The sequence below is a fragment of the Streptomyces sp. JNUCC 64 genome (genome assembly GCF_054484115.1).
The window spans coordinates 1,328,148-1,350,671 of record NZ_CM137015.1 but is presented as its reverse complement, the minus strand read 5'-3'; the positions used below and the strand labels follow the sequence as shown (position 1 = coordinate 1,350,671).

22 protein-coding genes are annotated in these 22,524 nt (G+C 72.5%); 9 read left to right on the top strand and 13 right to left on the bottom strand.

All coding sequences use genetic code 11. The features are described 5' to 3' along the window. Positions 1-9 precede the first annotated feature (9 nt). The 8 genes from ACVWNX_RS05350 (at position 10) to ACVWNX_RS05315 (ending at position 8,692) form a co-directional block, all read left to right on the top strand. A complete protein-coding gene (locus tag ACVWNX_RS05350) occupies positions 10-1,449 on the top strand; it encodes a phytoene desaturase family protein (protein ID WP_454414643.1) in 1,440 nt (479 codons plus the stop codon). A gap of 425 nt (positions 1,450-1,874) precedes the next feature. Next, positions 1,875-2,030 carry a hypothetical protein gene (locus ACVWNX_RS05345; protein WP_445397348.1) on the top strand — a complete coding sequence of 52 codons (156 nt, stop codon included), beginning with the start codon at positions 1,875-1,877 and terminating at the stop codon, positions 2,028-2,030. 140 nt (positions 2,031-2,170) lie between these two features. Beyond that, entirely contained in the window at positions 2,171-3,430 is a 1,260-nt protein-coding gene (locus tag ACVWNX_RS05340; RefSeq protein ID WP_454412705.1) for a phenylacetate--CoA ligase family protein, read from the top strand. Beyond that, positions 3,427-3,939 carry a glycine-rich domain-containing protein gene (locus ACVWNX_RS05335; RefSeq protein ID WP_454412704.1) on the top strand — a complete coding sequence of 171 codons (513 nt, stop codon included), beginning with the start codon at positions 3,427-3,429 and terminating at the stop codon, positions 3,937-3,939. The genes ACVWNX_RS05340 and ACVWNX_RS05335 overlap by 4 nt, the downstream gene beginning before the upstream one ends. Positions 3,940-4,002: 63 nt before the next feature. Further along, positions 4,003-5,340 carry an MFS transporter gene (locus ACVWNX_RS05330; RefSeq protein ID WP_454412703.1) on the top strand — a complete coding sequence of 446 codons (1,338 nt, stop codon included), beginning with the start codon at positions 4,003-4,005 and terminating at the stop codon, positions 5,338-5,340. Between the two features lie 112 nt (positions 5,341-5,452). After that, entirely contained in the window at positions 5,453-6,937 is a 1,485-nt protein-coding gene (locus tag ACVWNX_RS05325; RefSeq protein WP_454414642.1) for an AlkA N-terminal domain-containing protein, read from the top strand. Between the two features lie 46 nt (positions 6,938-6,983). Beyond that, entirely contained in the window at positions 6,984-7,487 is a 504-nt protein-coding gene (locus tag ACVWNX_RS05320; RefSeq protein ID WP_454412702.1) for a methylated-DNA--[protein]-cysteine S-methyltransferase, read from the top strand. Positions 7,488-7,624: 137 nt separating this feature from the next. Next, positions 7,625-8,692, top strand: a complete 1,068-nt coding sequence (locus ACVWNX_RS05315) for a hypothetical protein (RefSeq protein ID WP_454412701.1) — start codon at positions 7,625-7,627, stop codon at positions 8,690-8,692. Between the two features lie 74 nt (positions 8,693-8,766). Here the strand turns inward: ACVWNX_RS05315 and ACVWNX_RS05310 are convergent, their stop codons facing one another. The 5 genes from ACVWNX_RS05310 to ACVWNX_RS05290 all read right to left on the bottom strand — a co-directional run bounded on the left by ACVWNX_RS05310 (position 8,767) and on the right by ACVWNX_RS05290 (position 11,395). Continuing rightward, positions 8,767-8,949: a DUF397 domain-containing protein gene (locus tag ACVWNX_RS05310; RefSeq protein ID WP_454412700.1), complete on the bottom strand. Its 183-nt coding sequence runs from the start codon at positions 8,947-8,949 to the stop codon at positions 8,767-8,769. A gap of 119 nt (positions 8,950-9,068) precedes the next feature. Next, complete coding sequence (locus tag ACVWNX_RS05305; RefSeq protein WP_454412699.1) at positions 9,069-9,260, bottom strand: DUF397 domain-containing protein; 192 nt, start codon at positions 9,258-9,260, stop codon at positions 9,069-9,071. After that, a complete protein-coding gene (locus ACVWNX_RS05300) occupies positions 9,250-10,104 on the bottom strand; it encodes a helix-turn-helix domain-containing protein (RefSeq protein WP_454412698.1) in 855 nt (284 codons plus the stop codon). Before ACVWNX_RS05300 ends, ACVWNX_RS05305 begins: the two co-directional genes overlap by 11 nt. Before the next feature lie 275 nt (positions 10,105-10,379). Beyond that, positions 10,380-10,835, bottom strand: a complete 456-nt coding sequence (locus ACVWNX_RS05295) for a hypothetical protein (RefSeq protein ID WP_454412697.1) — start codon at positions 10,833-10,835, stop codon at positions 10,380-10,382. Beyond that, a complete protein-coding gene (locus ACVWNX_RS05290) occupies positions 10,769-11,395 on the bottom strand; it encodes a helix-turn-helix domain-containing protein (protein WP_454412696.1) in 627 nt (208 codons plus the stop codon). Before ACVWNX_RS05290 ends, ACVWNX_RS05295 begins: the two co-directional genes overlap by 67 nt. A 104-nt stretch (positions 11,396-11,499) precedes the next feature. Between ACVWNX_RS05290 and ACVWNX_RS05285 the strand changes: the two genes are divergently transcribed. Continuing rightward, on the top strand, positions 11,500-12,291 hold the full coding sequence (locus tag ACVWNX_RS05285; RefSeq protein WP_454412695.1) for an alpha/beta fold hydrolase: 792 nt from the start codon (positions 11,500-11,502) through the stop codon (positions 12,289-12,291). A 305-nt stretch (positions 12,292-12,596) separates the two neighbouring features. On the opposite strand, the gene ACVWNX_RS05280 is transcribed toward ACVWNX_RS05285, so the two are convergent. The 8 genes from ACVWNX_RS05280 to ccrA form a co-directional block, all read right to left on the bottom strand. Next, positions 12,597-14,339 (bottom strand): BCCT family transporter, encoded by a 1,743-nt coding sequence (locus ACVWNX_RS05280; RefSeq protein WP_454412694.1) that lies wholly within the window; start codon positions 14,337-14,339, stop codon positions 12,597-12,599. Between the two features lie 315 nt (positions 14,340-14,654). Next, entirely contained in the window at positions 14,655-15,437 is a 783-nt protein-coding gene (gene pssA / locus ACVWNX_RS05275) for a CDP-diacylglycerol--serine O-phosphatidyltransferase (protein ID WP_454414641.1), read from the bottom strand. A 91-nt stretch (positions 15,438-15,528) separates the two neighbouring features. Continuing rightward, entirely contained in the window at positions 15,529-16,176 is a 648-nt protein-coding gene (locus ACVWNX_RS05270) for a phosphatidylserine decarboxylase (protein ID WP_391307391.1), read from the bottom strand. Positions 16,177-16,356: 180 nt separating this feature from the next. Next, positions 16,357-17,562, bottom strand: a complete 1,206-nt coding sequence (locus ACVWNX_RS05265; protein ID WP_454412693.1) for an acyl-CoA dehydrogenase family protein — start codon at positions 17,560-17,562, stop codon at positions 16,357-16,359. A 4-nt stretch (positions 17,563-17,566) separates the two neighbouring features. Then, positions 17,567-18,094, bottom strand: a complete 528-nt coding sequence (locus tag ACVWNX_RS05260) for a MaoC family dehydratase (protein WP_454414640.1) — start codon at positions 18,092-18,094, stop codon at positions 17,567-17,569. Between the two features lie 5 nt (positions 18,095-18,099). Next, a complete protein-coding gene (locus tag ACVWNX_RS05255) occupies positions 18,100-19,065 on the bottom strand; it encodes an HpcH/HpaI aldolase/citrate lyase family protein (protein WP_454412692.1) in 966 nt (321 codons plus the stop codon). After that, entirely contained in the window at positions 19,062-21,089 is a 2,028-nt protein-coding gene (locus ACVWNX_RS05250; RefSeq protein WP_454412691.1) for a protein meaA, read from the bottom strand. The genes ACVWNX_RS05255 and ACVWNX_RS05250 overlap by 4 nt, the downstream gene beginning before the upstream one ends. Next, positions 21,089-22,438: a crotonyl-CoA carboxylase/reductase gene (gene ccrA / locus ACVWNX_RS05245; RefSeq protein WP_454412690.1), complete on the bottom strand. Its 1,350-nt coding sequence runs from the start codon at positions 22,436-22,438 to the stop codon at positions 21,089-21,091. Before ccrA ends, ACVWNX_RS05250 begins: the two co-directional genes overlap by 1 nt. Positions 22,439-22,524: the final 86 nt, after the last annotated feature.

Genomic DNA, 22,524 nt, shown 5'->3' with positions numbered 1-22,524 from the left:
ACGAAACGGCTGACGAAGGAGTCGGAAGTGCCGTCGATGCGGGACGTGATCGTCGTGGGGGCGGGGCCGAACGGACTGACCGCCGCCGTGGAACTGGCCCGAAGAGGTCTCTCGGTGGCCGTCTTCGAGGCCCGCGACACGGTCGGCGGGGGCTGTCGCACCGAGGAACTGACGCTCCCCGGCTTCCGGCACGACCCGTGCGCGGCGGCGCACGCCCTCGGGGCCGCCTCCCCGGCCTTCTCGGGCATGCCGCTGGACCGGTACGGGCTGGAGTGGCTGAACGCCCCGCTGGCGATGGCCCATCCGTTCCCGGACGGCACGGCCGCCGTGCTGTCCCGCTCCATCGCGGAGACCGCCGCCTCCCTCGGCCCCCGGGACGCGGGCGCCTACCGCCGTCTGGTGACCCCGCTCGCCGCCCGCTGGGAGTCCCTGGTGCGGGACTTCATGGCGCTGCCGCTGACCGCGCTGCCCCGCGACCCGGTCACCCTCGCCCGGTTCGGCCTCGTCGGGCTGCCGCCGTCCACCTGGCTGCTGCGGCGGTTCCACGACGACCGGGCGAAGGCCCTGTTCGCCGGGCTCGTCGCCCATGTCATCGCCCCGCTGGGCGGTCTCGCCACCAGCGCCGTCGGCCTGGTCTTCGCGCTCGCCGCGCACACCGGGGGGTGGCCCGTCGCCCGGGGCGGCTCGCAGTCCATCGCCGACGCGCTCGCCGGCTACCTGCGGGACCTCGGCGGGGAGATCCACACCGACTTCGAGGTGAAGCGGCTCGACGACCTGCCGCCCGCCCGCGCCTACGTCTTCGACACCTCGCCGCGCGCCCTGGCCCGGATCGCCGACCTCGGCGGCTACTACGACGGCTACCGGTACGGCGCCTCCGCCTTCAAGATCGACTACGCCCTGGACGGACCGGTGCCCTGGACCTCCGAGGAGGCCCGCCGCGCCGGAACCGTCCAGATCGGGCCGAGCAGCCGGGAGATCAGCGCCGCGCTGCGCGCCGCCTCCCGCGAGGGCCGCGCCCCCGACGTCCCCTTCCTGATCACCGTGCAGCCCTCCCTCGTCGACCCGAGCAGGGCCCCCGAGGGCAAACACGTCTTCTGGGCGTACGGCCACGTCCCCAACGGCTGGGACGGCGACCTCACCGAGGCCATCGAACGCCAACTGGAGCGCTTCGCGCCCGGCTTCCGGGACCGGGTCCTCGCCCGCGCCACGGCGGGACCGCCGCAACTCGCCGACCGCAACGCCAACTACGTCGGCGGGGACATCGCCTGCGGCGCCGCCGACGGACTCCAACTGCTGCTCCGTCCCCGGCTCAGCCTGCGCCCCCACCACACCCCGCACCCCGCCGTGTTCCTCTGCTCCTCCGCGACCCCGCCGGGGCCCGGGGTGCACGGCATGTCCGGCCACAACGCGGCCAAGGCCGTCTGGCGGCGACTGCGGAACGGCTCCTGACCCACCACTGTCCTCCGGCCCGGGACCGCGCCACCGCTTTCGAGCCAGCGGCGGCGCGCCCGGTGCCTGTCCGGCGCGTGTCCGGTGCCGGGCCCACCCGTCGCGCCGCGCGCGGTTCCGGACCCGCCGCGCCCGCCGTGCCGCGCCCGGCGCCGCTTCCGCTCCCGCCCTCACGGCGGCACCTCCCGGGCTGATCGCGAACCGAACACGGACTGAACACGGACTGAACGTGGGCACACCACGCATCCCCCGCCGGATGTCCGGCGGAGGCCGCTCACCCCCGGTTCCGTTCCCCTCTCCGGGCCCGGATGACCATGAGCGTTTTCTCATTCCTGATTCCATTGACACGCATAGCCGCGGGCTCCTAGCTTCCCATCATCGAAAGCACGGCGATCACCGTGCTCCCCCCCCCACAGGAGGTCGAAATGGAACAGCTCATCAAGAAGATGGCCCAGGACGACAACTGGCAGGCGTGGAACGCGCTCAACTCCGCGACGGCCGGCGACAAGACCGGGTGCATCAGCGCCGCCCCGAAGAGCGGCTGCATCAGCGCGGCCCCCAAGACGGGTTGTATTTCCTGACGCCCGTCCAGCCCGGAGGCTGATTCGCGCACCGTCACCCCGGACGGTGGCGGCCAGTCGCCGTCCGGGTGCCGTCGGGCTTCCCCGGGCCCGTCACCGACCTTTCTGTTCCCCTGTTCCGCACCCCACGAAGGTTGAACATGGACAGCCAGCCCGTCCCTGATGTCATCGACCACATCAAGGACATCCCGATCTACCGGGAATCCCTCGCACGCGGCCACTTCCCGATCCTGGAGAAACCGGAGATAGCCCGCGGATTCCCCGAGAACTGGATGACGCCCCGGCTGGCCACCGCGCTGGACCGAGGCGAGGCGGAGTTCGTCCTGTCGACGGGCACCAACCACGCCCGCATGCAGCTCATCAGACCCCCGTACTTCCTGCTCAAGAGCTACTACAAGCTGTGGAGCGAGCACCCCGACATCGCCAGGACCTGGCACGCGGGCTGCCGCCGGACCTCCCTGACGACCGTGCTGGCGACCGAGCACGTGGCCCGGGTCAACGCCCGGAGCGCGGGCGTCCGTCCCGATGCCGTCCCCTCCCTCGACGACCGCAGGCTGGACGACCGCACGGTCTACCTCAACCTGCGCCTCGACCCCGACCTCTGGGAGCGCGCCGACGTCGAGCGGATGACGGAGGAGATCCGTGCCGAGCGGGCCGCCCACCCCGGGGGCTGGTACCACCTCGACTGCTCCGGCTACCACCTGGCCCATCTGGTCCGCAAGGCGGAGCGCTGGGGACTGTGGGACGCCTTCCCGAGGCCCGAGACCGTCATCACGGCGTACGAGTACACCCCGCTCAACGTCCGCCGTTTCCTGGAACGCCGTCTCGGCCGCCCGGTCATCGACCTGTTCGGCAGCACCGAACTCGGCTACCTGTACTACAGCGACAGCGCCGGACGGTACCACCCGTACCTGGACCGGATGAGCCTCGAACTGGTCCCGGTCACCCCCGGCGGCACGCTCTACGGACTCATCGTCACCAGTGTGCGCAACCCCTACATGCCACTGGTCCGCTACCGCTCGGGCGACTGCGTCCGCACCGCCGACGGCACCCCCGACCCGGCGAAGGTCATCCGCTTCTGCGGCCGGGAGAAGGAACTCCTGCACGCGCCCACGGGACCCGTCTCCCAGGGCGACCTGGACGAGTGCGTGGCCGCCGCCTCGCCGCGCGTCTTCCTCTACCAACTGCGTCCGACGGAGGCCGGGGACGTCCGCCTCGACTACACCACCTTCGACGACGCGCCCCTCGAACCGTCCGAGGCGCCGGCGCTGGAGAAACTCGTCGGAGACCTGACCGGAATGCGCTGCGCGGCCCACCACCGCGCCCATATACCGGTCGGTCAGTCAGGAAAGTACGCCTGGCTCGTGACGGAAACCCCCACCCGGTCTGGAGAACGATGAAAACGCAGCGGCGAACGACTGAAGCGGATCTCGTGAACCTTCTCGGAGAAAAGCTCCACGAGGAAGTCGTCACGTATTTCATGAAGGAGACCGGCGGTACCCGCCAGGAAATCGAGCGGCAGGTGACGGAATGCCTTCGCTATCTTTTCCTGGTCTCCCGTCACCGCACCGAACTCGCCGGTCTCTTCCTGCCCGTGGAACAGCACATCGACGAGATATGGCACTATCTGATCCTCCAGACCCGTGAATACCGGGAACTCTGCGAGGAACGCCTTCCGGGCCGCTTCTTCGTCAACCACCGCAGCATCGGGTACGAGGAGTACGCCGAGGAGCCCGGCCGTGAACGGACCATCGAGGAAGCCCTCCGCTGGATCCCGCTCTACTGCCAGGAGTTCGGCCCCTTCGAGGAGGAGGCCGTCCCGCACTGGACCATCGTCCGGTTCCTCCGCGACCGCATGAACCTCACCCTGGAGGACATCGCCACGCTGCGCTCGGCGCGCGCCGCGTAGCCGCACCGGAACACCGGGGCGCGTCCACCGCCGCCCTCCGCGCACCACGAGGAGAGCGAGCGCATGACGTCCCCCGCCACATCGTCCGTCACGCCGGACCGAGGAGAGCACCCCGCGCAGCGGCGGGTCCTCGCGGTCCTCGTGACCACCCAGATCCTGAACGGCGCGGCCCTCGCGGCCGGAATCACCGTCGGCGCGCTGCTCGCCGAGGAGATGCTCGGTTCCACCGGCCTGGCCGGGGTGCCGAGCGCGCTGTTCACCATAGGCGCGGCAGTGGGGGCCGCGGGGATCGGCCGGGCCTGTCAGCGCTGGGGCAGACGGCCCGGCCTCACCCTCGGCTACGGCGGGGGCGCCTTCGGGAGCCTCGTCGTGGTCGCCGCCACCGCCTGGGACAGCGTGCCGCTGCTCGTCCTGGGACTGCTCGTCTACGGAGCGGGCAGCGCCTCGATCATGCTCGCCCGCTACGCCGGTGCCGACCTGGCCGCCCCCGAACGGCGTGGCCGGGCCGTGAGCACCGTCCTGTTCGCCACCGCCGCCGGGGCCATCGCCGGACCCGGCCTCGTGGACGCCACCGGAAACCTCGCCGACGCCTGGGACCTGCCCCGGCTCTCCGGCCCCTTCCTGCTGGCCGCCGCCGCCTTCCTGGCCGCCGCGCTGACGCTGTGGGCACTGCTGCGGCCCGATCCGCTGCTGCTGGCCCGCGAACTGGCCGGGGCGGAGGCCGCCGGAACCGCGACGGCGGGCACTTCGGCGCCCGGTACCCCGACCACCGCCATCACCGGGCCGCCCGTGCCCCCCGGCACGTCCCGCCGCCCGCCGCGCGACGACCTGCGCCGGATGGCCGGGGGCGCCGCGGTGATGGTGCTCAGCCAGGTCGTCATGATCGCGATCATGACGATGACCCCGGTGCACATGACCGGCCACGGACACACCACCGGCACCGCCGGACTGGTCATCGGGCTGCACATGGGCGCCATGTACCTCTCCTCCCCGCTCTCCGGCCATCTGGTCGACCGCGCCGGACGGATGCCCACCGCCGCCCTCGGGGCCGTCGTGATGGGCGCCGCCGCGCTCCTCGCGTACACCGCCCCGCCCGGCTCGGCCCTCGCCCTGGGCGCCGCCCTGGTGCTGCTCGGCGTCGGCTGGAACCTGGGCTTCGTCAGCGGGACGACGATGGTCGCCGACGCCGCGCCGCCCGACCGCCGGGCCGACTACCAGGGCTTCATGGACGTGGGGGTGCTGGTCGCCGGGGCCTCCGGCGGACTGGCCTCCGGGGTGCTGGTCGCCTACGGCGGCTTCGGGCTGCTCACCGGGGCGGGAGCGGCGCTCGCCCTCCTGGCGACGGTCGTCCTCGCCGCCCGGGGCGGACTGCCCGGGGCTCGCGTCCACGACGGCCGCTGACCGCTCCGGCCCCGCCCGGCCTCCGTCCGGTCGACGGTCACCGGACAACGATGTCGGATTCCCGCCAGCCCCGCCCCCTTGGGTCCCCGATGCTGGAACCATGCCAAGCGCGATGCACGCCGACACCGAGCGGTGCGTGAGAGCGGTCCGGTCGAAGGACGGCCGGTTCGACGGCTGGTTCTTCACCGCCGTGCTCACCACCCGCATCTACTGCCGCCCCAGCTGTCCCGTGGTCCCGCCCAAGCCGGAGAACATGACGTTCTACCCCAGTGCGGCGGCCTGCCAGCAGGCCGGGTTCCGGGCGTGCAAGCGGTGCCGTCCCGACACCAGCCCCGGCTCACCGGAGTGGAACCAGCGCGCCGACCTCGTCGCCCGCGCCATGCGGCTGATCGCCGACGGCCTGGTGGACCGCGAGGGCGTCCCCGGACTCGCCGCCCACCTCGGCTACAGCACCCGCCAGGTCGAACGCCAGCTCCTGGCCGAACTGGGCGCCGGACCGCTGGCCCTCGCCCGTGCCCAGCGAGCGCAGACCGCCCGGCTGCTGATCGAGACCACCCCGCTGCCGATGGCCGAGATCGCCTTCGCCGCGGGCTTCGCCTCCATCCGCACCTTCAACGACACGGTCCGCGAGGTCTTCGCGCTCTCCCCGAGCGAACTGCGGACCCGGGCCGCGCGGCGCGGCGGCCGGACGGCCCCCGCCCCGCTGACCCCCGGCACCCTCTCCCTGCGGCTGCCGTTCCGCGCCCCGCTGACCCCCGACAACCTCTTCGGCCACCTGGTGGCCACGGCGGTGCCCGGCGTCGAGGAGTGGCGGGACGGGGCGTACCGCCGCACCCTGCGGCTGCCGTACGGGCACGGGGTCGTCGCCCTCACCCCCCACCCGGACCACATCGGCTGCCGACTGACCCTCACCGATCCCCGGGACCTCACCGTCGCCATCAGCCGCTGCCGCCGCATGCTGGACCTCGACGCCGACCCCGTCGCGGTGGACGCCCAGCTCGCCGCCGATCCGCTGCTGGCGCCCCTGGTCAGCGCCGCCCCCGGCCGCCGGGTGCCGCGCACGGTCGACGAGGCGGAGTTCGCCGTCCGGGCGGTGCTCGGCCAGCAGGTCTCCACCGCCGCCGCGCGCACCCACGCGGCCCGGCTGGTCACCGCGCACGGCGAACCGGTCGAGGACCCCGGGGGCGGCCTCACCCACCTGTTCCCCGCGCCGAAGGCGCTGGCCGCGCTGGACCCGGAGGCGCTCGCCCTGCCCCGCAGCCGCCGCACCACCCTGACCACGCTGGTCGGGGCGCTCGCCGACGGCTCGCTGCGGCTGGGCGCCGAGTCCGACTGGGCCGAGGCCCGTGCCCGGCTGACGGCGCTGCCCGGCTTCGGCCCCTGGACGGTCGAGGTCGTCGCCATGCGGGCGCTGGGCGACCCGGACGCCTTCCCCGCCGCCGACCTGGGGGTGCGCCGCGCCGCACGGGGCCTTGGACTGCCCTCGACGCCCGCCGCGCTCACCGCCCGCGCCGCCGCCTGGCGCCCCTGGCGTGCGTACGCGGTCCAGTACCTCTGGGCCACCGACGACCACCCGATCAACACCCTCCCCGACTGACCCGCCCCTCCCACCGCCCCTCCCGTCCCCGACCAGGAGCACGGACATGAGCACCACCAGCCCCACCACCCGCCAGCACACCCACGTCGACAGCCCCTACGGCACCCTCACCCTCGTCGCCACCGGGGGCGTCCTCAGCGGCGTCTACATGACCGACCAGCGCCACCGCCCGCCGGAGGAGTCCTTCGGCGACCGCGACCCCGGCCCCTTCACCGAGACGGCCCGCCAGCTCGACGCGTACTTCGCCGGGGAGCTGACGGAGTTCGACCTGCCCCTGCGGCTCGACGGCACCGGCTTCCAGCGGTCCGTCTGGGAGCAGCTGCTGCGCATCCCGTACGGGGAGACCCGCACCTACGGGGAACTGGCCGCCGCGCTCGGCAACCCGGCGGCGTCCCGCGCGGTGGGCCTCGCCAACGGCAAGAACCCGATCAGCGTGATCGTTCCCTGCCACCGGGTGATCGGCGCCAACGGCGACCTCACCGGCTACGGCGGCGGACTGCCCCGCAAGCGCCGCCTGCTCGACTTCGAACGCGGCACGGCCCTCTTCTGACGGCCCCGCCGCTGGGGGACCGGACCACGGAGCCACCGCCCCCGGACCCCTCTGACCTGCCCGGAAGCCGCGTGGCATCATGCGGTGGTGATCTTGCAGGAGGCGCCGGAGCCGGTGCGCGGCACGAGGGACCGGACATGAGCGCGGGGAACGGGCGGGGACCGTCGGTGTCCGACGGGGAGTGGGAGCGCTTCCTCGCGGAGTCGGTGGACGGCGTGCCCGACGCCCCCGAGGAGCCGTCGGCACGGGTCCGCGCCGTCGCCCGTCGGCTACGGGAGAACCCCGGACCCCCGCCGCCCTGGCGGGCTCCCGCCCCGCCTCGGCCGAAGCGGCGGAAGGGCTGGTACGCCGCCGGGGTGCTGGCGGCGCTCGCCCTGGCCGTGGTGGCGGTGGACCCGGACCGGGTGGTCGGCTGGTTCGACGGCGGAAGCGACACGGCCGACGCGAAGACGTCCACCACGACCCCGACCGGACCCCGGCCGACCCTTGAGGAACCCTTCCGGGGTTCCCCCGCCGAGCGCTGGGCGAGCGGTGCGGCCGGAATCCCGCTCCCTCCGGCCAAGGCCACCGGCTGGATGGACGAGCGCCGGGTGGAACGGGCCCTGGGCCGCAGCCGTGACTTCCTGGCCGCCGCCAACCTGGACCCCGTGGTGCTCCGGGGCGAGCGCCCCGCCCGCGCGGTCGCCCTGGTCAACCCGCGCCAGCGGGACGTACGGGGCCTGCTGACCACTGCGTTCGACGCGCCGGACGGGAAGAACGACCCGCTGCTGCTCTTCACCCGGTTCGACCGGGAACGCGCCCGGCTCGTCGGGGACGAGGTGCGGACCCGGGGCCGGGTCACCTTCCGCGAGGGCGAGCACGGAGCCCTGAGGGTGACCGCCGACGTCACCTTCGTGTACCCGGTCACCCCGGCGGACGGCGGGGGAGAGGTCGTACGGACGGTCGTGCGCCGCGAGGTGGTGATGGACTGGCACGACCCCGCGAAGGTCGACACCGAGCCCGGGACGTTCTCCCTCGTCTCGTACGCGGTCCACACCACCAACGGCGGCTGCGGTCCGACCACCGGCTTCCTCACCCCGGCCTTCGGCACCGAACGGCCCCGCTCCGGCGGCGGCCCCGGCATCGACCCGTACGACCGCGAGGCCCCGGTCCGGACCGGCGACGGCCGCTCCGAAGAGCAGTGCGAAACGGCCACCCGCTCCTGAGCGCCGGGCCCGACGCACGGTACGAAAACGCCCCCAACCGCAGTGGGCCGGGGGCGTGGGTGGTGCGCGGGGTGCTACAGGCTGCCGACGAACGCGTTCCAGGCGTCGTTGGAGACGGTGAGCGCGGGGCCGTCGGTGGTCTTGCTGTCGCGTACGGGGACGGTGCCGGTGGTGGTGGCGTGAGCGGGCGCCCATTCGACGCAGTCGCCACCGTTGTCGCTGTAGGAGGACTTCTGCCAGCGGGACTCACCAGTCATGGGTTTCCCTCTCGTGCTTGCGTGGTCACGTCCAAGAGCACAGGGTGGCATACGCCGGTCCCCGGGTACGAAAACGCCCCCAACCGCAGCAGTTGGGGGCGTGGGTAGTGCGCGGGGTGCTACAGACCGCTGACGAACGTGCTCCAGGCACCGCTGGACACGGTGAGTACGGGGCCGTCGGTGGTCTTGCTGTCGCGTACGGGGACGGTGCCGGTCGTGGCCGCGTGGGTAGGCGCCCACTCGACGCAGGTCCCACCGTTGCCGGAGTATGTGCTCTTCACCCAACGGAGAGAGGTGACTTCAGTTGGCATGGAGGAATCCATCCTTCACTTCATTGATCATGGCCACGGAGTCGGCCTGCGACAAGGACTCGATCTGCAACTGATGGTATTCCCTCACCAACCGGCGCACCCAAGGGCTTTCACGGTCCAGATCCAGGTACCCGTGGACCTCTGACTCCAAGTATGCGGCGACGCCACCACCCGCGAGCGTCAGCAGGTTCACCGAGCGGCCGAACGGCCGTCGCTCACCCATGGTGAACGGGGCGACCTGGAGGGAGGTGTGCGGCTGCTCGGCGAAGCGAATCAGACTCTCCAACTGTTCCGCCATGACCTCGGGGCCGCCGATCTGTCGTCGGAGGCAACTCTCATCCAGGACCACGAGGATGATCGGCGGTACGGGGCGAACCAAAGCGGCTTGGCGTTCCGCGATGAGCGAGACTCGTTCTTCGGCTTGCTCGGGTGTGATCGTTCCTCTCCGGACGTTGCCAGACTCCAGCGCCTGTGAGTACTCCCGCGTCTGGAGCGGGCCAGGGATCAGCCCGGTCTCGAACAGCCGGATCTCCACTGCGACGCGCTCATGCCGCACGTACTCGGGAAACCCTTCCAGCAGGGAGCCGCCGGACATCTCACGCCACGCGCGCTCGAACGTGGAATCCCGCCCCACCAGCCCGAACGCCCGGTCAGCGAACTTCGCGAAGCGCAAAGAGGCGGTTTTGCGGGCGGTTTCGATGGCTGAGATGTGCCCGCCGCTCGTCCTCATCCGCTCCGCGAGTTCGTCCTGCGTCCAGCCGCGAGCCTCCCGTGAGCTGCGCACGCGTGCTCCGAAGGCAGCCTGCGGTGACGCGTCCGGGTTCAGCTCTTTGCGGTTCACCATCCGTCCCCCAAGTGATCTTTTCCGTTGGCCAGGTTGAGCGTAGGGGCCCGTCCGTTCATGCTCTGGACTCCCAGGCGGTAACGGAGCCGCTACCGAGAGGAGTGATGATGGCCTTTCGGGGCAAAATGTGCAAGTGCCTTCAAAATGCCTGGGGTTGGGTGTCAGTGGTGCCACCTGACCCGACGGGAAACGCGCCGTTCCCCTCCGTTGCCCTGGCTCAACCCCCTTCATGGTCAAGGCTATTGACGGCCAAGGGGAAGCGGCATGGTCGCCGGTCAGCCGCGCGCCCCCGGTCCCTCGACCGCGCGGGCGAGCCCCGCGATCAGCCAGCCGTGCGCGGCCCCCGTGGTCGGCGGGCCGCCGTCGCCCCGCAGTTCCCGGGTCAGCCGCCAGTACAGTCCGAGGCGGGGGTCCCCGCCGGTGCGCAGCGATGCCAGCAGCCCGCTCCGGAACCGGGGGGTGTCGGGCTCCCCGTGGCCGAGGGCGAAGGCCCCGGCGAAGACGTCCAGGGCCTCGCCGGGCCCGGGTGCGGCGCCCTCGCCCATCGCGACGGCGGCCAGGGCGTGGGCCTCGCCGAGCGCGTCGTAGAGCCGGGCCGGGTCCCGGTGTCCGACCGCCCGGTCGTTGGCCCGCCGGACCCGGGTGGCGAACCCCTCGTCGGACGTCAGGGCGTGCAGCCGGGCGGCGCTGACCGCTTGGGCGGGCGTCGGATCGGCGGGCAGTTCCGGCACCGCCGTGTCCACCACCGAGTCCCGTACCCGGGCGGGCAGCCGCACGGGCAGCACCCGGCGCCAGAAGCGGGCGAACACCCCGGTGTCCGGCGGCTGCGGCAGTGCGCCCAGCGCCCGCAGCAGCGCGGGACGCTCACCGTCCGGGCCCCGCTCAGCGCCCGCAGCGCCGCCGCCCGCCACCGCAGCGCCGTGAGCCGCTCCTCCACCTCGGCGAGCCGGGCGGCCAGCGCCGCCTCCAGGGCCGGTCCGTCCGGGCCGCCGGAATCCAGCCTGCCGGAGCCACCGGAGCCACCGGAGCCACCGGAGCCACCGGAGCCACCGGAGTCGTCCGGGCCGTCGGCCAGCGCCGCGACGACCTCAGGCAGCGGCATCCCGAGGGCCCGTAGGTCCCGGATGCCACGCAGCCGCTCCAGCGCGCGCGGTCCGTACCTCCGGTGACCGCCGGGGGAGCGGCCCCCGGTCGGCAGCAGCCCCTCGTCGGAGTAGAAGCGCACCGTCTTGACGGAGACCCCGGCCCGCCGGGCCAGTTCGCCGATGCCCATCGTGGCCTCGCCGTCCACGGCGGCGCCCCCTCCACCCGTTCCGGCTGGTACCTCCCCCTACGGGAGTTCCTAGCGTAGGCGTCGTTCACGGCGACCGGGCGACCGGTGGAAGGAGCACGATCATGACGGAGTTCGTCCTGGTCCCGGGCGGCTGGCTGGGCGGCTGGGCGTGGCGGGAGGTGGCGGCGGAACTGCGCGCCGCCGGGCACGGAGCGCACCCGGTGACCCTGACCGGCCTGGGCGACCGGCGCCACCTCGCCGGTCCGGAGGTCCGGCTCGCCACCCACGTCGAGGACGTGGTGGCGGTGCTGGAGCACGAGGAACTGACCGACGCGGTGGTCGTCGGGCACAGCTACGGGATCCTCCCGGCGGCCGGGGCGGTGGACCGCGTCCCCGGCCGGACGGCCCGGCTCGTCCACCTGGACGGACCCGTCCCCCGGGACGGGCTGTCCTCGCTGGAGACGACGATGCCCCCGGAACCGGTCCGGTCCGTCGCGGCCTGGGTCGCGGAGCACGGCGCGGGGTGGCGCTGGCCGATGCCCCCGGTGGACCTGATCGACGACATCGCCCGGCTCGACGGGGTGTCGCCCGCCGACCGCGAGCGACTGGCCCGCCTCGGCGCCCCGCAGCCCTTCGGCACCGTCACCGAACCCCTGCGGCTGACCGGCGCGTACCGGGCCGTCCCGGCCACCGTGGTGCTGTGCGCCCGTAACGGCGCCACCCTCGCCGGGGTGCGCCGACGCCTCGCCGAGGGCGACCCGGAGTACGCGGACCTCGCCGACCGGGGGGCCACCGGCTTCGAACTGGACACCGGGCACTGGCCGATGTTCTCGGCCCCCGGCGAGCTGGCCCGGGTGCTCCGTGAGGCGGCGGAGGGCGGCGGCGTCCCCCTCCGGCAGCCCATCGGGTCCTGACGCCCGCCGGGCCCTGACACCCGCGCCCGTCCTGTCCGCCAGCGCCGCCCCTCGTACCCATCGGGCCCACCCGTCTCATGCTCGGGAGCCGGGAGCCGGAGGGAGAGGGCGATGGCGCTGGCGTCGGTCCCCGGCCGCCCGCCCGACACCCGGGGGAGGGCCCGGTCCGTCGTCATCCGGTCAGAGGGCCGACGGCGGGCGGAGGTCGTCCGTCCGGTGGCGGGTTCTCCCACCACCGGGGGCGCCGCCGACGAATGCCGCCGGGGAACGCCGCTGGAGACGCCGCCGGGGAACGCCGCCGGGACTCAGTCGGAGTCGCCCGGCCCCTTGCGGGCCAGCCGTCGCAGTCGCCGGTGCCGCTCCGGGCCGACCTCGGAGATCGCCTCGCCGACCATCGTCCGCACCGCGTCCCGCAGCCCGTGCAGCCGGTGCTGGCGGTGGGCGCCCGCCCCGGGGTCCACCCGCAGCTCCGCCAGCAGCGCCCAGCACAGCAGCAGCATCACCACCACGAACGGCAGGGCCACCAGAATGGTCGCCGTCTGGAGTGACTGGAGCCCCCCGGCGACCAGGAGCACCGCCGCCACCGCGGCCATCAGCACGCCCCACAGCACCACCAGCCAGGTGCGGGGGTGCAGCGCGCCCCGGCTGGTGAGCGACCCCATCACCAGCGAGGCCGAGTCCGCGCTGGTGACGAAGTACGTCATCACCAGCACCATCGCCACCCAGGAGGTGACCGTGCCCAGCGGCAGCGCGTCGAGCATCGCGAAGAGGGATTCCTCTGCCCCCTCCCCGATCTTCGCGGCCATGTCGACCTGCCCGGTCTCGTCCAGCCGGATGCCCGTCCCGCCCATCACGCAGAACCACACCACGGTGGCGCCGCTGGGCACCAGCAGCACCCCGATCAGGAACTCCCGGATGGTGCGGCCGTGCGAGATCCGGGCGATGAAGGTGCCCACGAACGGCGCCCAGGACAGCCACCACGCCCAGTAGAAGATGGTCCAGGCCCCGAGCCAGGAACTGTCGGTGAAGGCGCCGGTCCGGGTGGCCATGGACAACAGGTCGTTGAGGTAGCCGCCGACGCTCGCCGGGATCGCGTCGAGGATGAAGACGGTCGGCCCGAGCAGGAAGACGAAGACCATCAGGGCGGCGGCGAGCACGATGTTCAGGGTGCTCAGCCATTTCACGCCCTTGTGGAGCCCGGAGAACGCGGAGATCACGAACGCCCCGGACAGCACGACCACGATCAGCAGTTGCAGCGAGGTCGAGTCGTCGATCCCGGCGGTCAGTCCCAGTCCGGTGGAGACCTGGAGGGTGCCGACGCCCAGACTGGTCGCCGTCCCGAAGACCGTCGCGAACACGGCCAGCAGATCGATGACCCGGCCCGGCCACCCGGCCGCCCGGCGCTCCCCGAGCAGCGGGACGAACACCGAACTCAGCCGGTTGCCGCGCCCTTTGCGGAACCCCGCGTAGGCGAGGGCGAGGCCCGCGATCCCGTAGATCGCCCAGGGGGTCAGCGTCCAGTGGAAGAACGAGTACTCCAGGGCGACCCGTGCGGACCCCCCGGTGCGCGGTTCCACCCCGCTGTCCGGGGGCGGTTCCAGATAGTGCGTCAGCGGCTCCCCGACCCCGTAGAACATCAGGCCGATGCCCATGCCCGCGCTGAACATCATGGCGATCCAGGCCAGGTTGGTGAACTCCGGCTCGCTGTCGTCCGCACCGAGCTTGACCCGTCCGAACCGGGAGAACGCGAGCACCAGGCACAGCACCAGGAAGGCGTCCGCCGCGATGACGAACAGCCAGGCGAAGTTGGCGAGGACCCATTGCAGGGCGGTGTCCGACACCGTGTCGAAGGAGTCCTTGCCGATCGCCGCCCAGGCGACGATCCCGAGGACCACGGCCACCCCGATGCCCACCAGGAGGCCGTCGGGGGAGGTGTCCGCCGCGCCCTCCGGTGGTGTGGCGGGGTCGTCGGGCCCACCCGGTCCGCCCGGGCCGTCGGGCCCTTCGGGGCCGTCCGGTGCTGACTGGTCCATCGTCTCTGCGCTCATCGCGCCCCACTATGGTGGGAAAAGCCCCGGTTGGATGTGGTGGCGCGCCGGGCCCTTCGCAGGGCGGGCGCCGGGCTCTTCGCAGGGCGGGCGGCGTCCACCTGCACCTCCACGAGCCCGTACGTGCCGGTGGCGCCCTGTACCGGGCGGGCCCAACGGCCCCCGGGCCCAGCCCCCGACGGGCGCCCAACCCCCGACGCGCACCCGGCGCCCCTGCGGCACCCCGGACCCCGGGACCCCGGGACGCACACGGAAACGGCGCGGCCCCCGGTCACCAGGACCGGGGGCCGCGCCGTTCGGACGCTTCGGGGTCGCTCACGGCATGTGCGCCGCGCGCGCCTCCCGACGGTTGTCGCGGAAGTTGTTCACCCGGCGGGCCGTGGCGAACAGGGGGATCACCGCGCCCATCACCAGCTGGAGCGCGCAGCCCGTCTGGAGCAGCAGCAGCCCGTTGGGCGCGTCGAACGCCCAGGCCGCCAGCAGCCCCATGCTGAGCACGATCCACGACAGCACGGCCACCGCGAGGATGCCGCGCGGCTTGGGGTACTCCACCCGGCTCACCATCAGCCACGCGGTGCCCACGATCGCGAGCAGCGTCGCGAAGAAGGGCAGTCCGAGCAGGACGATGGAGACCACGGTCAGGGCGCCGAAGGGACTCGGCATGCCCTGGAAGACCCCGTCACGCACGGTGACGCAGGAGAACCGGGCGAGTCTCAGCACCACCGCCAGCAGCACCACGATCGCCCCGACCGCGGCGACCTTCTGGTACGCGTCGTCCGCGACCATGCCGTAGACCAGCACGAAGTACGCCGGGGCCAGGCCGAAGCTGATGAGGTCGGAGAGGTTGTCCAGCTCCGCGCCCATCGGCGAGGACCGCAGCTTGCGGGCGACCAGACCGTCGAAGAGGTCGAAGATCGCGGCGCACAGCATCAGGATCACCGCGGTGGCGGCCGAGTGCCGGGCCATGCCGGACTCGTCGCTGCCGGTGAGGTGCGGGATCAGGATGCCGGTGGTGGTGAAGTACACCGCCATGAAGCCACAGGTCGCGTTGCCGAGCGTGAGGGTGTCCGCTATCGACAGCCGGAGGGAGAGCGGCATGTCCTCCGCGTCGTCCTCCGTGCCCTCGCGCCCCTCGGCGGCCCCGGTCTCCGGGGCCCAGCCCGGTTGGGCCTGAGGCGATGTCTCGGGATCAATCACGGTCAATGCGAGTCACCCCCGCGGTTGTCTTCTGGCCGACCTCCACGTCCACGTCCACGCCCTCGGGGAGGTAGATGTCCACGCGCGAGCCGAAGCGGATCAGACCGATCCGGTCGCCCTGCTCCACCTTGGTGCCCTGCGGCACGTAGGGGACGATGCGGCGTGCGACCGCTCCGGCGATCTGCACCATCTCGATGTCGCCCAGCTCGGTGTCGAAGTGCCAGACGACGCGCTCGTTGTTCTCGCTCTCCTTGTTGAACGCCGGGACGAACCCGCCGGGGATGTGCTCCACCGAGGTCACCGTGCCGGAGAGCGGGGCGCGGTTGACGTGGACGTTCAACGGGCTCATGAAGATCGCGACCCGGGTCCGTCCGTCCTTCCACGGCATGATGCTCTGCACCACGCCGTCGGCGGGGGAGATGACCCGGCCCTGGGCGATCTCGCGCTCGGGGTCGCGGAAGAACCACAGCATGCCCGCCGCGAGCGCGGTGGCGGGCACGGCGACGACGGCCGCCTTCGAGGAGCGGCGCGACCGGGCCAGGCTGAGGGCAGCGGTGGCGACGGTCGGCAGGAGCCACGGCGACGCTCCGCGAGCGAGGCGGACCCGGCCGCGAGGTGCAGAGATTTGGCTGTCGGGCATGGATGACCTTCGTAGCGGATGGTGCCGCGCTGGACGGGGGACGGCGGCTGTTCCGCGATCGTATCGGTTGCGGGCCGCAACTGGGCAAGCCAGGAAGCCGAGTCGGAGCCCGAACAGGATGGACAGGATGTGACGTTCTTCTCGAAGAAACCACCCTTATCGGGGCAACCGGCCCGATGCTCACCCGGGGAGCCGGTACTCCTCTAGGAGTCTGCGCCCGATGATCATCTTCTGGATTTCCGCGGTTCCTTCGCCGATCAGCAGCATCGGGGCCTCGCGGTAGAGGCGCTCGATCTCGTACTCCTTGGAGAAGCCGTAGCCGCCGTGGATCCGGAAGGAGTCCTCCACGACCTCCTTGCAGTACTCGGAGGCGAGGTACTTCGCCATCCCAGCCTCAAGGTCGTTTCGTTCCCCGGAGTCCTTTTTGCGTGCTGCGTTCACCATCATCGCATGGGCGGCCTCGACCTTGGTAGCCATCTCGGCCAGTCGGAACTGGATGGCCTGGTGTCCGGCGATCGGCTTTCCGAAGGCGTGTCGTTGCTGTGCGTAAGAAACCCCCAACTCGAACGCACGCTGTGCGACGCCGCAACCACGGGCGGCGACATTGACCCGCCCGACCTCCACTCCGTCCATCATTTGATAGAAACCGCGGCCCGTGATGCCCCCTAGGGCGCGATTGGCCGGAATGCGCAGGCCATCCATGATCATTTCAGTGGTGTCGACCCCTTTGTACCCCATCTTGTCGATCTTCCCGGGGATGGTGAGACCCGGCCTGACCTCGCCGAACCCCGGTTCCTTCTCGATCAGGAAGGCCGTCATCGACCTGTGCGGGGCGGTGCCCTCCGGATGGCCCTCGTCGGTGCGCACCAGCACCGCCACCAGGTTCGCGGTGCCCCCGTTGGTCAGCCACATCTTCTGACCGTCCAGGACGTACGCGTCGCCGTCCCGCACCGCCCGGGACGTGATGGCCGACACGTCCGAGCCGAGCCCCGGCTCCGACATCGAGAACGCCCCGCGCACCTCCCCGGTCGCCATCCGGGGCAGGAAGCGCTTCCGCTGCTCCGGCGTGCCGTGCCGGGTGAGCAGGTACGCGACGATGAAGTGGGTGTTGACGATCCCCGAGACGGACATCCACCCCCGGGCCAGCTCCTCCACGCACAGCGCGTACGTCAGCAGCGACTCGCCCAGCCCCCCGTACTCCTCGGGGACCGTCAGTCCGAACAGTCCGAGCGCGCGCAGCCCGTCGACGATCTCCTGGGGGTACTCGTCGCGGCGCTCCAGCTCCGCGGCGACCGGGATCACCTCCTTGTCGACGAAGGCGCGGACGGTGGCGAGGATCTCCCGCTGGACCTCGGTGAGGCCGTGGGTCTGGGCGAGTCGGCTCATGACGTCACTTCTCCTGCGGCTGCCGGGACGGGGCGGACGGGACGGGACGGCCGGGCTGCTCGCCGCCGCGCCGGGCGACGTACTCCCGGGTGGGGACCATCACCTTGCGGCGGAACACGCACACCAGCGTCCCGTCCTGGTTGTGGCCCCGGGTCTCCACGTGGACGACGCCCCGGTCCGGCCGGGACCGCGATGGGGTCTTGCCGAGGACCGTCGTCTCCCCGTAGACCGTGTCCCCGTGGAAGGTCGGCGCCACGTGCCGCAGCGACTCGACCTCCAGGTTGGCGATCGCCTGGCCCGACACGTCCGGCACGGACATCCCGAGCAGCAGCGAGTAGACGTAGTTGCCCACCACCACGTTCCGGCCGAAGTCGGTGGACCCCTCGGCGTAGTGCGCGTCCAGGTGCAGCGGATGGTGGTTCATGGTGAGCAGACAGAACAGGTGGTCGTCGTACTCGGTGACCGTCTTGCCGGGCCAGTGCTTGTACACCGCGCCGACCTCGAACTCCTCGTAGGTGCGGCCGAACCGCATCGCGCTCATCCCTCCGGTGCCTCGAAGGACGAGGTGCGCGTCAGCCCGGCGGCGCGGCCCTTGCCCGCGATCACCAGGGCCATCTTCCGCGACGCCTCGTCGATCATCTCGTCGCCGAGCATCGCCGACCCCTTCCGCCCGCCCGCCTCCGAGGTGTGGAAGGCGTAGGCGTCGAGGATCAGCTCGGCGCGGTCGTAGTCCTCCTGGGCGGGCGAGAACACCTCGTTCGCCGCCTCCACCTGGCCGGGGTGCAGCACCCACTTGCCGTCGAAGCCCAGGGCGGCGGAGCGCCCGGCGACCTCGCGGAAGCCCGGCACGTCACGGATCTGGAGGTAGGGGCCGTCGATCGCCTGGAGCCCGTGGGCGCGGGCGGCCATCAGGATGCGCATCAGCACGTGGTGGTAGGCGTCCGCCGGATAGCCGGGCGGCTGGTGGCCCACCACCAGCGTCTTCATCCCGATCGAGGCCATGAAGTCCGCCGGGCCGAAGACGATCGTCTCCAGCCGGGGCGAGGCGGCGGCGATCGCGTCCACGTTCACCAGCCCCCGCGCGTCCTCGATCTGCGCCTCGATGCCGATGCGGCCCACCTCCAGGCCGGTCGCCTTCTCGATCTGCGTCAGCAGCAGGTCCAGCGCCACCACCTGTCCGGCGTCCTGGACCTTCGGCAGCATCACGCAGTCCAGGTTGGCCCCGGCGCCCTCGACCACCGTCACCACGTCGCGGTAGGTCCACTCGGTGGTCCAGTCGTTGACCCGGACCACCCGGGTCTTGCCGCCCCAGTCCCCCTCGTTGAGGAACTTCACGATGGTGTGCCGGGCCTCCGGCTTCGCCAGCGGCGCGCAGGCGTCCTCCAGGTCCAGGAACACCTGGTCGGCCGGGAGTCCCTGGGCCTTCTCCAGGAACCGCGGATTGGAGCCCGGCACCGCCAGGCAGGAGCGGCGCGGACGCGGTCGGTCGACGGGGGCGTTCATACGGGGACCTCCAGGGGGTCGAGGTGGTTCGCTGTCCGGATCTCGTCGACGATACGGCCGATGATCGAGGTGATGCCGAAGTCCTTCGGGGTGAACACGGCGGCCGCTCCGGCCCGCCTCAGCTCCCGCGCGTCGCCCGGCGGGATGATCCCCCCGACGACCACGGGCACGTCCGCGGCACCGGCCCGGCGCATCAGGTCCAGCACCTCCGGCACCAGCGCGGTGTGCGCGCCGGACAGGATCGACAGCCCCACGCAGTGCACGTCCTCCGCCAGCGCCGCCGTCACGATCTGCCCGGGCGTCAGCCGGATGCCCTGGTAGACCACCTCGAAACCGGCGTCCCTGGCCCGTACCGCGATCTGCTCGGCGCCGTTGGAGTGCCCGTCCAGGCCCGGTTTGCCGACCAGCAGCCGCAGCCGTCCCGTCCCCAGGTCGGCGGCGGTGCGCGCGACCCGCTCCCGGACCAGCGCCAGCGGGGTGCCCGGCGCGGCGTCGACGGCCACCGGGGCCGAGGAGACCCCGGTGGGCGCCCGGTACTCCCCGAACACCTCCCGCAGCGCCCCCGCCCACTCCCCGGTGGTCACCCCGGCGCGGGCGCACTCCAGGGTGGCCGCCATCAGGTTCTCGGTGCCCGCCGCGGCCTCCTTGAGGCGTTCCAGCGCCCGGCACGGCCGGGGGTGGTTGAACGGCGGCTGGTAGCGGCTGTCCCGCCAGGCGGCCAGGTCGGCGACCACCCGGGCCTCCACCGCCGGGTCCACCGACTGGACCGCCGCGTCCAGATCGGCGGTCAGCGGGTTCGGCTCGGTGGCCTCGAAGACGTTGACGCCCACCACCTTCTCGGCGCCCGTCTCGATCCGGGCCCGCCGCTCGGCGTGCGAGGCCACCAGCCGCTCCTTCAGGTACCCCGACTCCACGGCGGCCAGCGCCCCGCCCCTCTCCTCGATCCGCGCCATCTCCGCGAGCGCCCCGGAGACCAGCGCCGACACCTTCTCCTCGACCACGGGCGAACCGGCGAACAGGTCCTCGTACTCCAGCAGGTCCGACTCGTGGGCCAGCACCTGCTGGATGCGCAGGCTCCACTGCTGGTCCCAGGGCCGGGGCAGCCCCAGCGCCTCGTTCCAGGCGGGGAGCTGCACGGCCCGCGCCCGCGCGTCCTTGGAGAGGGTGACGGCCAGCATCTCCAGCACGATCCGCTGCACGTTGTTCTCCGGCTGGGCCTCGGTCAGCCCCAGCGAGTTGACCTGCACCCCGTACCGGAAGCGCCGCCGCTCCGGGTCCGTCACCCCGTACCGCTCCCGGGTGATCCGGTCCCAGATCCGGCCGAAGGCGCGCATCTTGCACATCTCCTCGACGAAGCGGACCCCCGCGTTCACGAAGAACGAGATCCGCGCCACCACCTCCCCGAACCGCTCCTCGGGGACCTGGCCGCCCGCGCGCACCGCGTCGAGCACCGCGACGGCCGTGCTCATCGCGTACGCGATCTCCTGGACGGGGGTCGCCCCCGCCTCCTGGAGGTGGTACGAGCAGATGTTGACGGGGTTCCAGCGCGGCAGGCGGGCCACCGTGTACGCGATGGTGTCCGTGGTCAGCCGCAGCGAGGGGCCCGGCGGGAAGACGTGCGTCCCGCGCGAGAGGTACTCCTTGACGATGTCGTTCTGGGTGGTGCCCCGCAGCGCGGACACGTCCGCGCCCTGTTCCTCGGCGGCCACCTGGTAGAGCGCCAGCAGCCACATCGCGGTGGCGTTGATGGTCATGGACGTGTTCATCCGCTCCAGCGGGATGTCCCGGAACAGCCGCCGCATGTCCCCGAGGTGGGAGACGGGCACCCCGACCCGGCCGACCTCGCCGCGCGCCAGCGGGTGGTCGGGGTCGTAACCGGTCTGGGTCGGCAGGTCGAACGCCACCGACAGCCCGGTCTGGCCCTTGGCGAGGCCCCGCCGGTACAGCTCGTTGGACGCCTCGGCGGTCGAGTGGCCCGCGTAGGTCCGCATCAGCCACGGACGGTCCTTCGGCCGTTCGCTCATCACGGGGCCCCGCACGCGGTCCGGAACCGGTTGATGGCGCCCAGGTGCCGGGCGCGCAGCTCCGGGTTCCGGACCCCGAGCCCCTCGCCGGGCGCCAGGCACAGCACGCCGACCTTGCCCTGGTGGACGTTGCGGTGGACGTCGTGGGCCGCCTGCCCGGTCTCCGCCAGCGGGTAGACCCGGGACAGGGTGGGGTGGACGCGGCCCTTGGCGACCAGCCGGTTGGCCTCCCACGCCTCGCGGTAGTTGGCGAAGTGCGAGCCGACGATCCGCTTCAGCGACATCCACAGGTAGCGGTTGTCGTAGGTGTGCTGGTAGCCGGAGGTGGAGGCGCAGGTCACCACGGTGCCGCCCTTGCGGGTGACGTAGACGGAGGCGCCGAAGGTCTCCCGGCCCGGGTGCTCGAAGACGATGTCCACGTCCTCGCCGCCGGTCAGCTCCCGGATGCGGGCGCCGAACCGCTTCCACTCGCGCGGGTCCTGCTCGTGCTCGTCGCGCCAGAACCGGTAGTCCTCGGCCGCGCGGTCGATGACGGCCTCGGCGCCCATCGCCCGGCAGACCGCCGCCTTCTCGGGGCTGCTGACCACGCAGACCGGATGGGCGCCCCCGGCCAGCGCGAACTGGGTGGCGTAGCTCCCGAGCCCGCCGCTCGCCCCCCAGATGAGGACGTTGTCGCCCTGCTTCATGCCCGCGCCGTTGCGGGAGACCAGCTGGCGGTAGGCGGTGGAGTTGACCAGACCGGGCGCCGCCGCCTCCTCCCAGCTGAGGTGCTCCGGCTTCGGCATCAGCTGGTTGGACTTGACGAGGGCGAGTTCGGCGAGCCCGCCGAAGTTGGTCTCGAACCCCCAGATGCGCTGTTCGGGGTCGAGCATGGTGTCGTTGTGCCCCTCGGAGCTCTCCAGCTCGACCGACAGGCAGTGCGCGACGACCTCGTCGCCGGGCCGCCAGGCGTTGACCCCGGGACCGGTGCGCAGTACCACGCCCGCGAGGTCGGAGCCGATCACGTGGTAGGGCAGGTCATGGCGGCGGGCCAGTTCGGAGACCCTGCCGTACCGCTCCAGGAAGGCGAAGGTGGGCACCGGCTCGAAGAGCGCCGTCCACACCGAGTTGTAGTTGACGGAGGAGGCCATCACGGCCACCAGGGCCTCGCCCGGCCCCAGTTCGGGCACCGGGACCTCGTCGAGGTGGAGCGAGCGGCGGGGGTCCTTCTCCCGGGTGGTCAGGCCCTCGAACATCCCGGTCTCGTCCCGGTGCACGGTGACGGCGCGGTACGAATCCGGGATGCGCAGGGCCGCGAAGTCGGCGGACGTGCTGTCCGGCGACTGGATCGCGTCCAGGACTTCCTTCACGGTGGTGCCTCCGGCGATGCGGGTCCCCCGGCGGGAGCGCGGGGGAGCGAGGGTGTGCGGGAACGCTGGGGCTGCCCCGGTGCGGG

What these genes read in the sequence shown, in the direction of transcription:
- ACVWNX_RS05345 (WP_445397348.1), top strand. Translation starts at nt 1,875, where the DNA reads ATGGAACAGCTCATCAAGAAGATGGCCCAGGACGACAACTGGCAGGCG.
- ACVWNX_RS05340 (WP_454412705.1), top strand. Translation starts at nt 2,171, where the DNA reads ATGGACAGCCAGCCCGTCCCTGATGTCATCGACCACATCAAGGACATC.
- ACVWNX_RS05335 (WP_454412704.1), top strand. Translation starts at nt 3,427, where the DNA reads ATGAAAACGCAGCGGCGAACGACTGAAGCGGATCTCGTGAACCTTCTC.
- ACVWNX_RS05330 (WP_454412703.1), top strand. Translation starts at nt 4,003, where the DNA reads ATGACGTCCCCCGCCACATCGTCCGTCACGCCGGACCGAGGAGAGCAC.
- ACVWNX_RS05325 (WP_454414642.1), top strand. Translation starts at nt 5,453, where the DNA reads ATGCACGCCGACACCGAGCGGTGCGTGAGAGCGGTCCGGTCGAAGGAC.
- ACVWNX_RS05320 (WP_454412702.1), top strand. Translation starts at nt 6,984, where the DNA reads ATGAGCACCACCAGCCCCACCACCCGCCAGCACACCCACGTCGACAGC.
- ACVWNX_RS05315 (WP_454412701.1), top strand. Translation starts at nt 7,625, where the DNA reads ATGAGCGCGGGGAACGGGCGGGGACCGTCGGTGTCCGACGGGGAGTGG.
- ACVWNX_RS05310 (WP_454412700.1), bottom strand. Translation starts at nt 8,949, where the DNA reads ATGACTGGTGAGTCCCGCTGGCAGAAGTCCTCCTACAGCGACAACGGT.
- ACVWNX_RS05305 (WP_454412699.1), bottom strand. Translation starts at nt 9,260, where the DNA reads ATGCCAACTGAAGTCACCTCTCTCCGTTGGGTGAAGAGCACATACTCC.
- ACVWNX_RS05300 (WP_454412698.1), bottom strand. Translation starts at nt 10,104, where the DNA reads ATGGTGAACCGCAAAGAGCTGAACCCGGACGCGTCACCGCAGGCTGCC.
- ACVWNX_RS05285 (WP_454412695.1), top strand. Translation starts at nt 11,500, where the DNA reads ATGACGGAGTTCGTCCTGGTCCCGGGCGGCTGGCTGGGCGGCTGGGCG.
- ACVWNX_RS05280 (WP_454412694.1), bottom strand. Translation starts at nt 14,339, where the DNA reads ATGAGCGCAGAGACGATGGACCAGTCAGCACCGGACGGCCCCGAAGGG.
- pssA (WP_454414641.1), bottom strand. Translation starts at nt 15,437, where the DNA reads ATGCCGCTCTCCCTCCGGCTGTCGATAGCGGACACCCTCACGCTCGGC.
- ACVWNX_RS05270 (WP_391307391.1), bottom strand. Translation starts at nt 16,176, where the DNA reads ATGCCCGACAGCCAAATCTCTGCACCTCGCGGCCGGGTCCGCCTCGCT.
- ACVWNX_RS05265 (WP_454412693.1), bottom strand. Translation starts at nt 17,562, where the DNA reads ATGAGCCGACTCGCCCAGACCCACGGCCTCACCGAGGTCCAGCGGGAG.
- ACVWNX_RS05260 (WP_454414640.1), bottom strand. Translation starts at nt 18,094, where the DNA reads ATGCGGTTCGGCCGCACCTACGAGGAGTTCGAGGTCGGCGCGGTGTAC.
- ACVWNX_RS05255 (WP_454412692.1), bottom strand. Translation starts at nt 19,065, where the DNA reads ATGAACGCCCCCGTCGACCGACCGCGTCCGCGCCGCTCCTGCCTGGCG.
- ACVWNX_RS05250 (WP_454412691.1), bottom strand. Translation starts at nt 21,089, where the DNA reads ATGAGCGAACGGCCGAAGGACCGTCCGTGGCTGATGCGGACCTACGCG.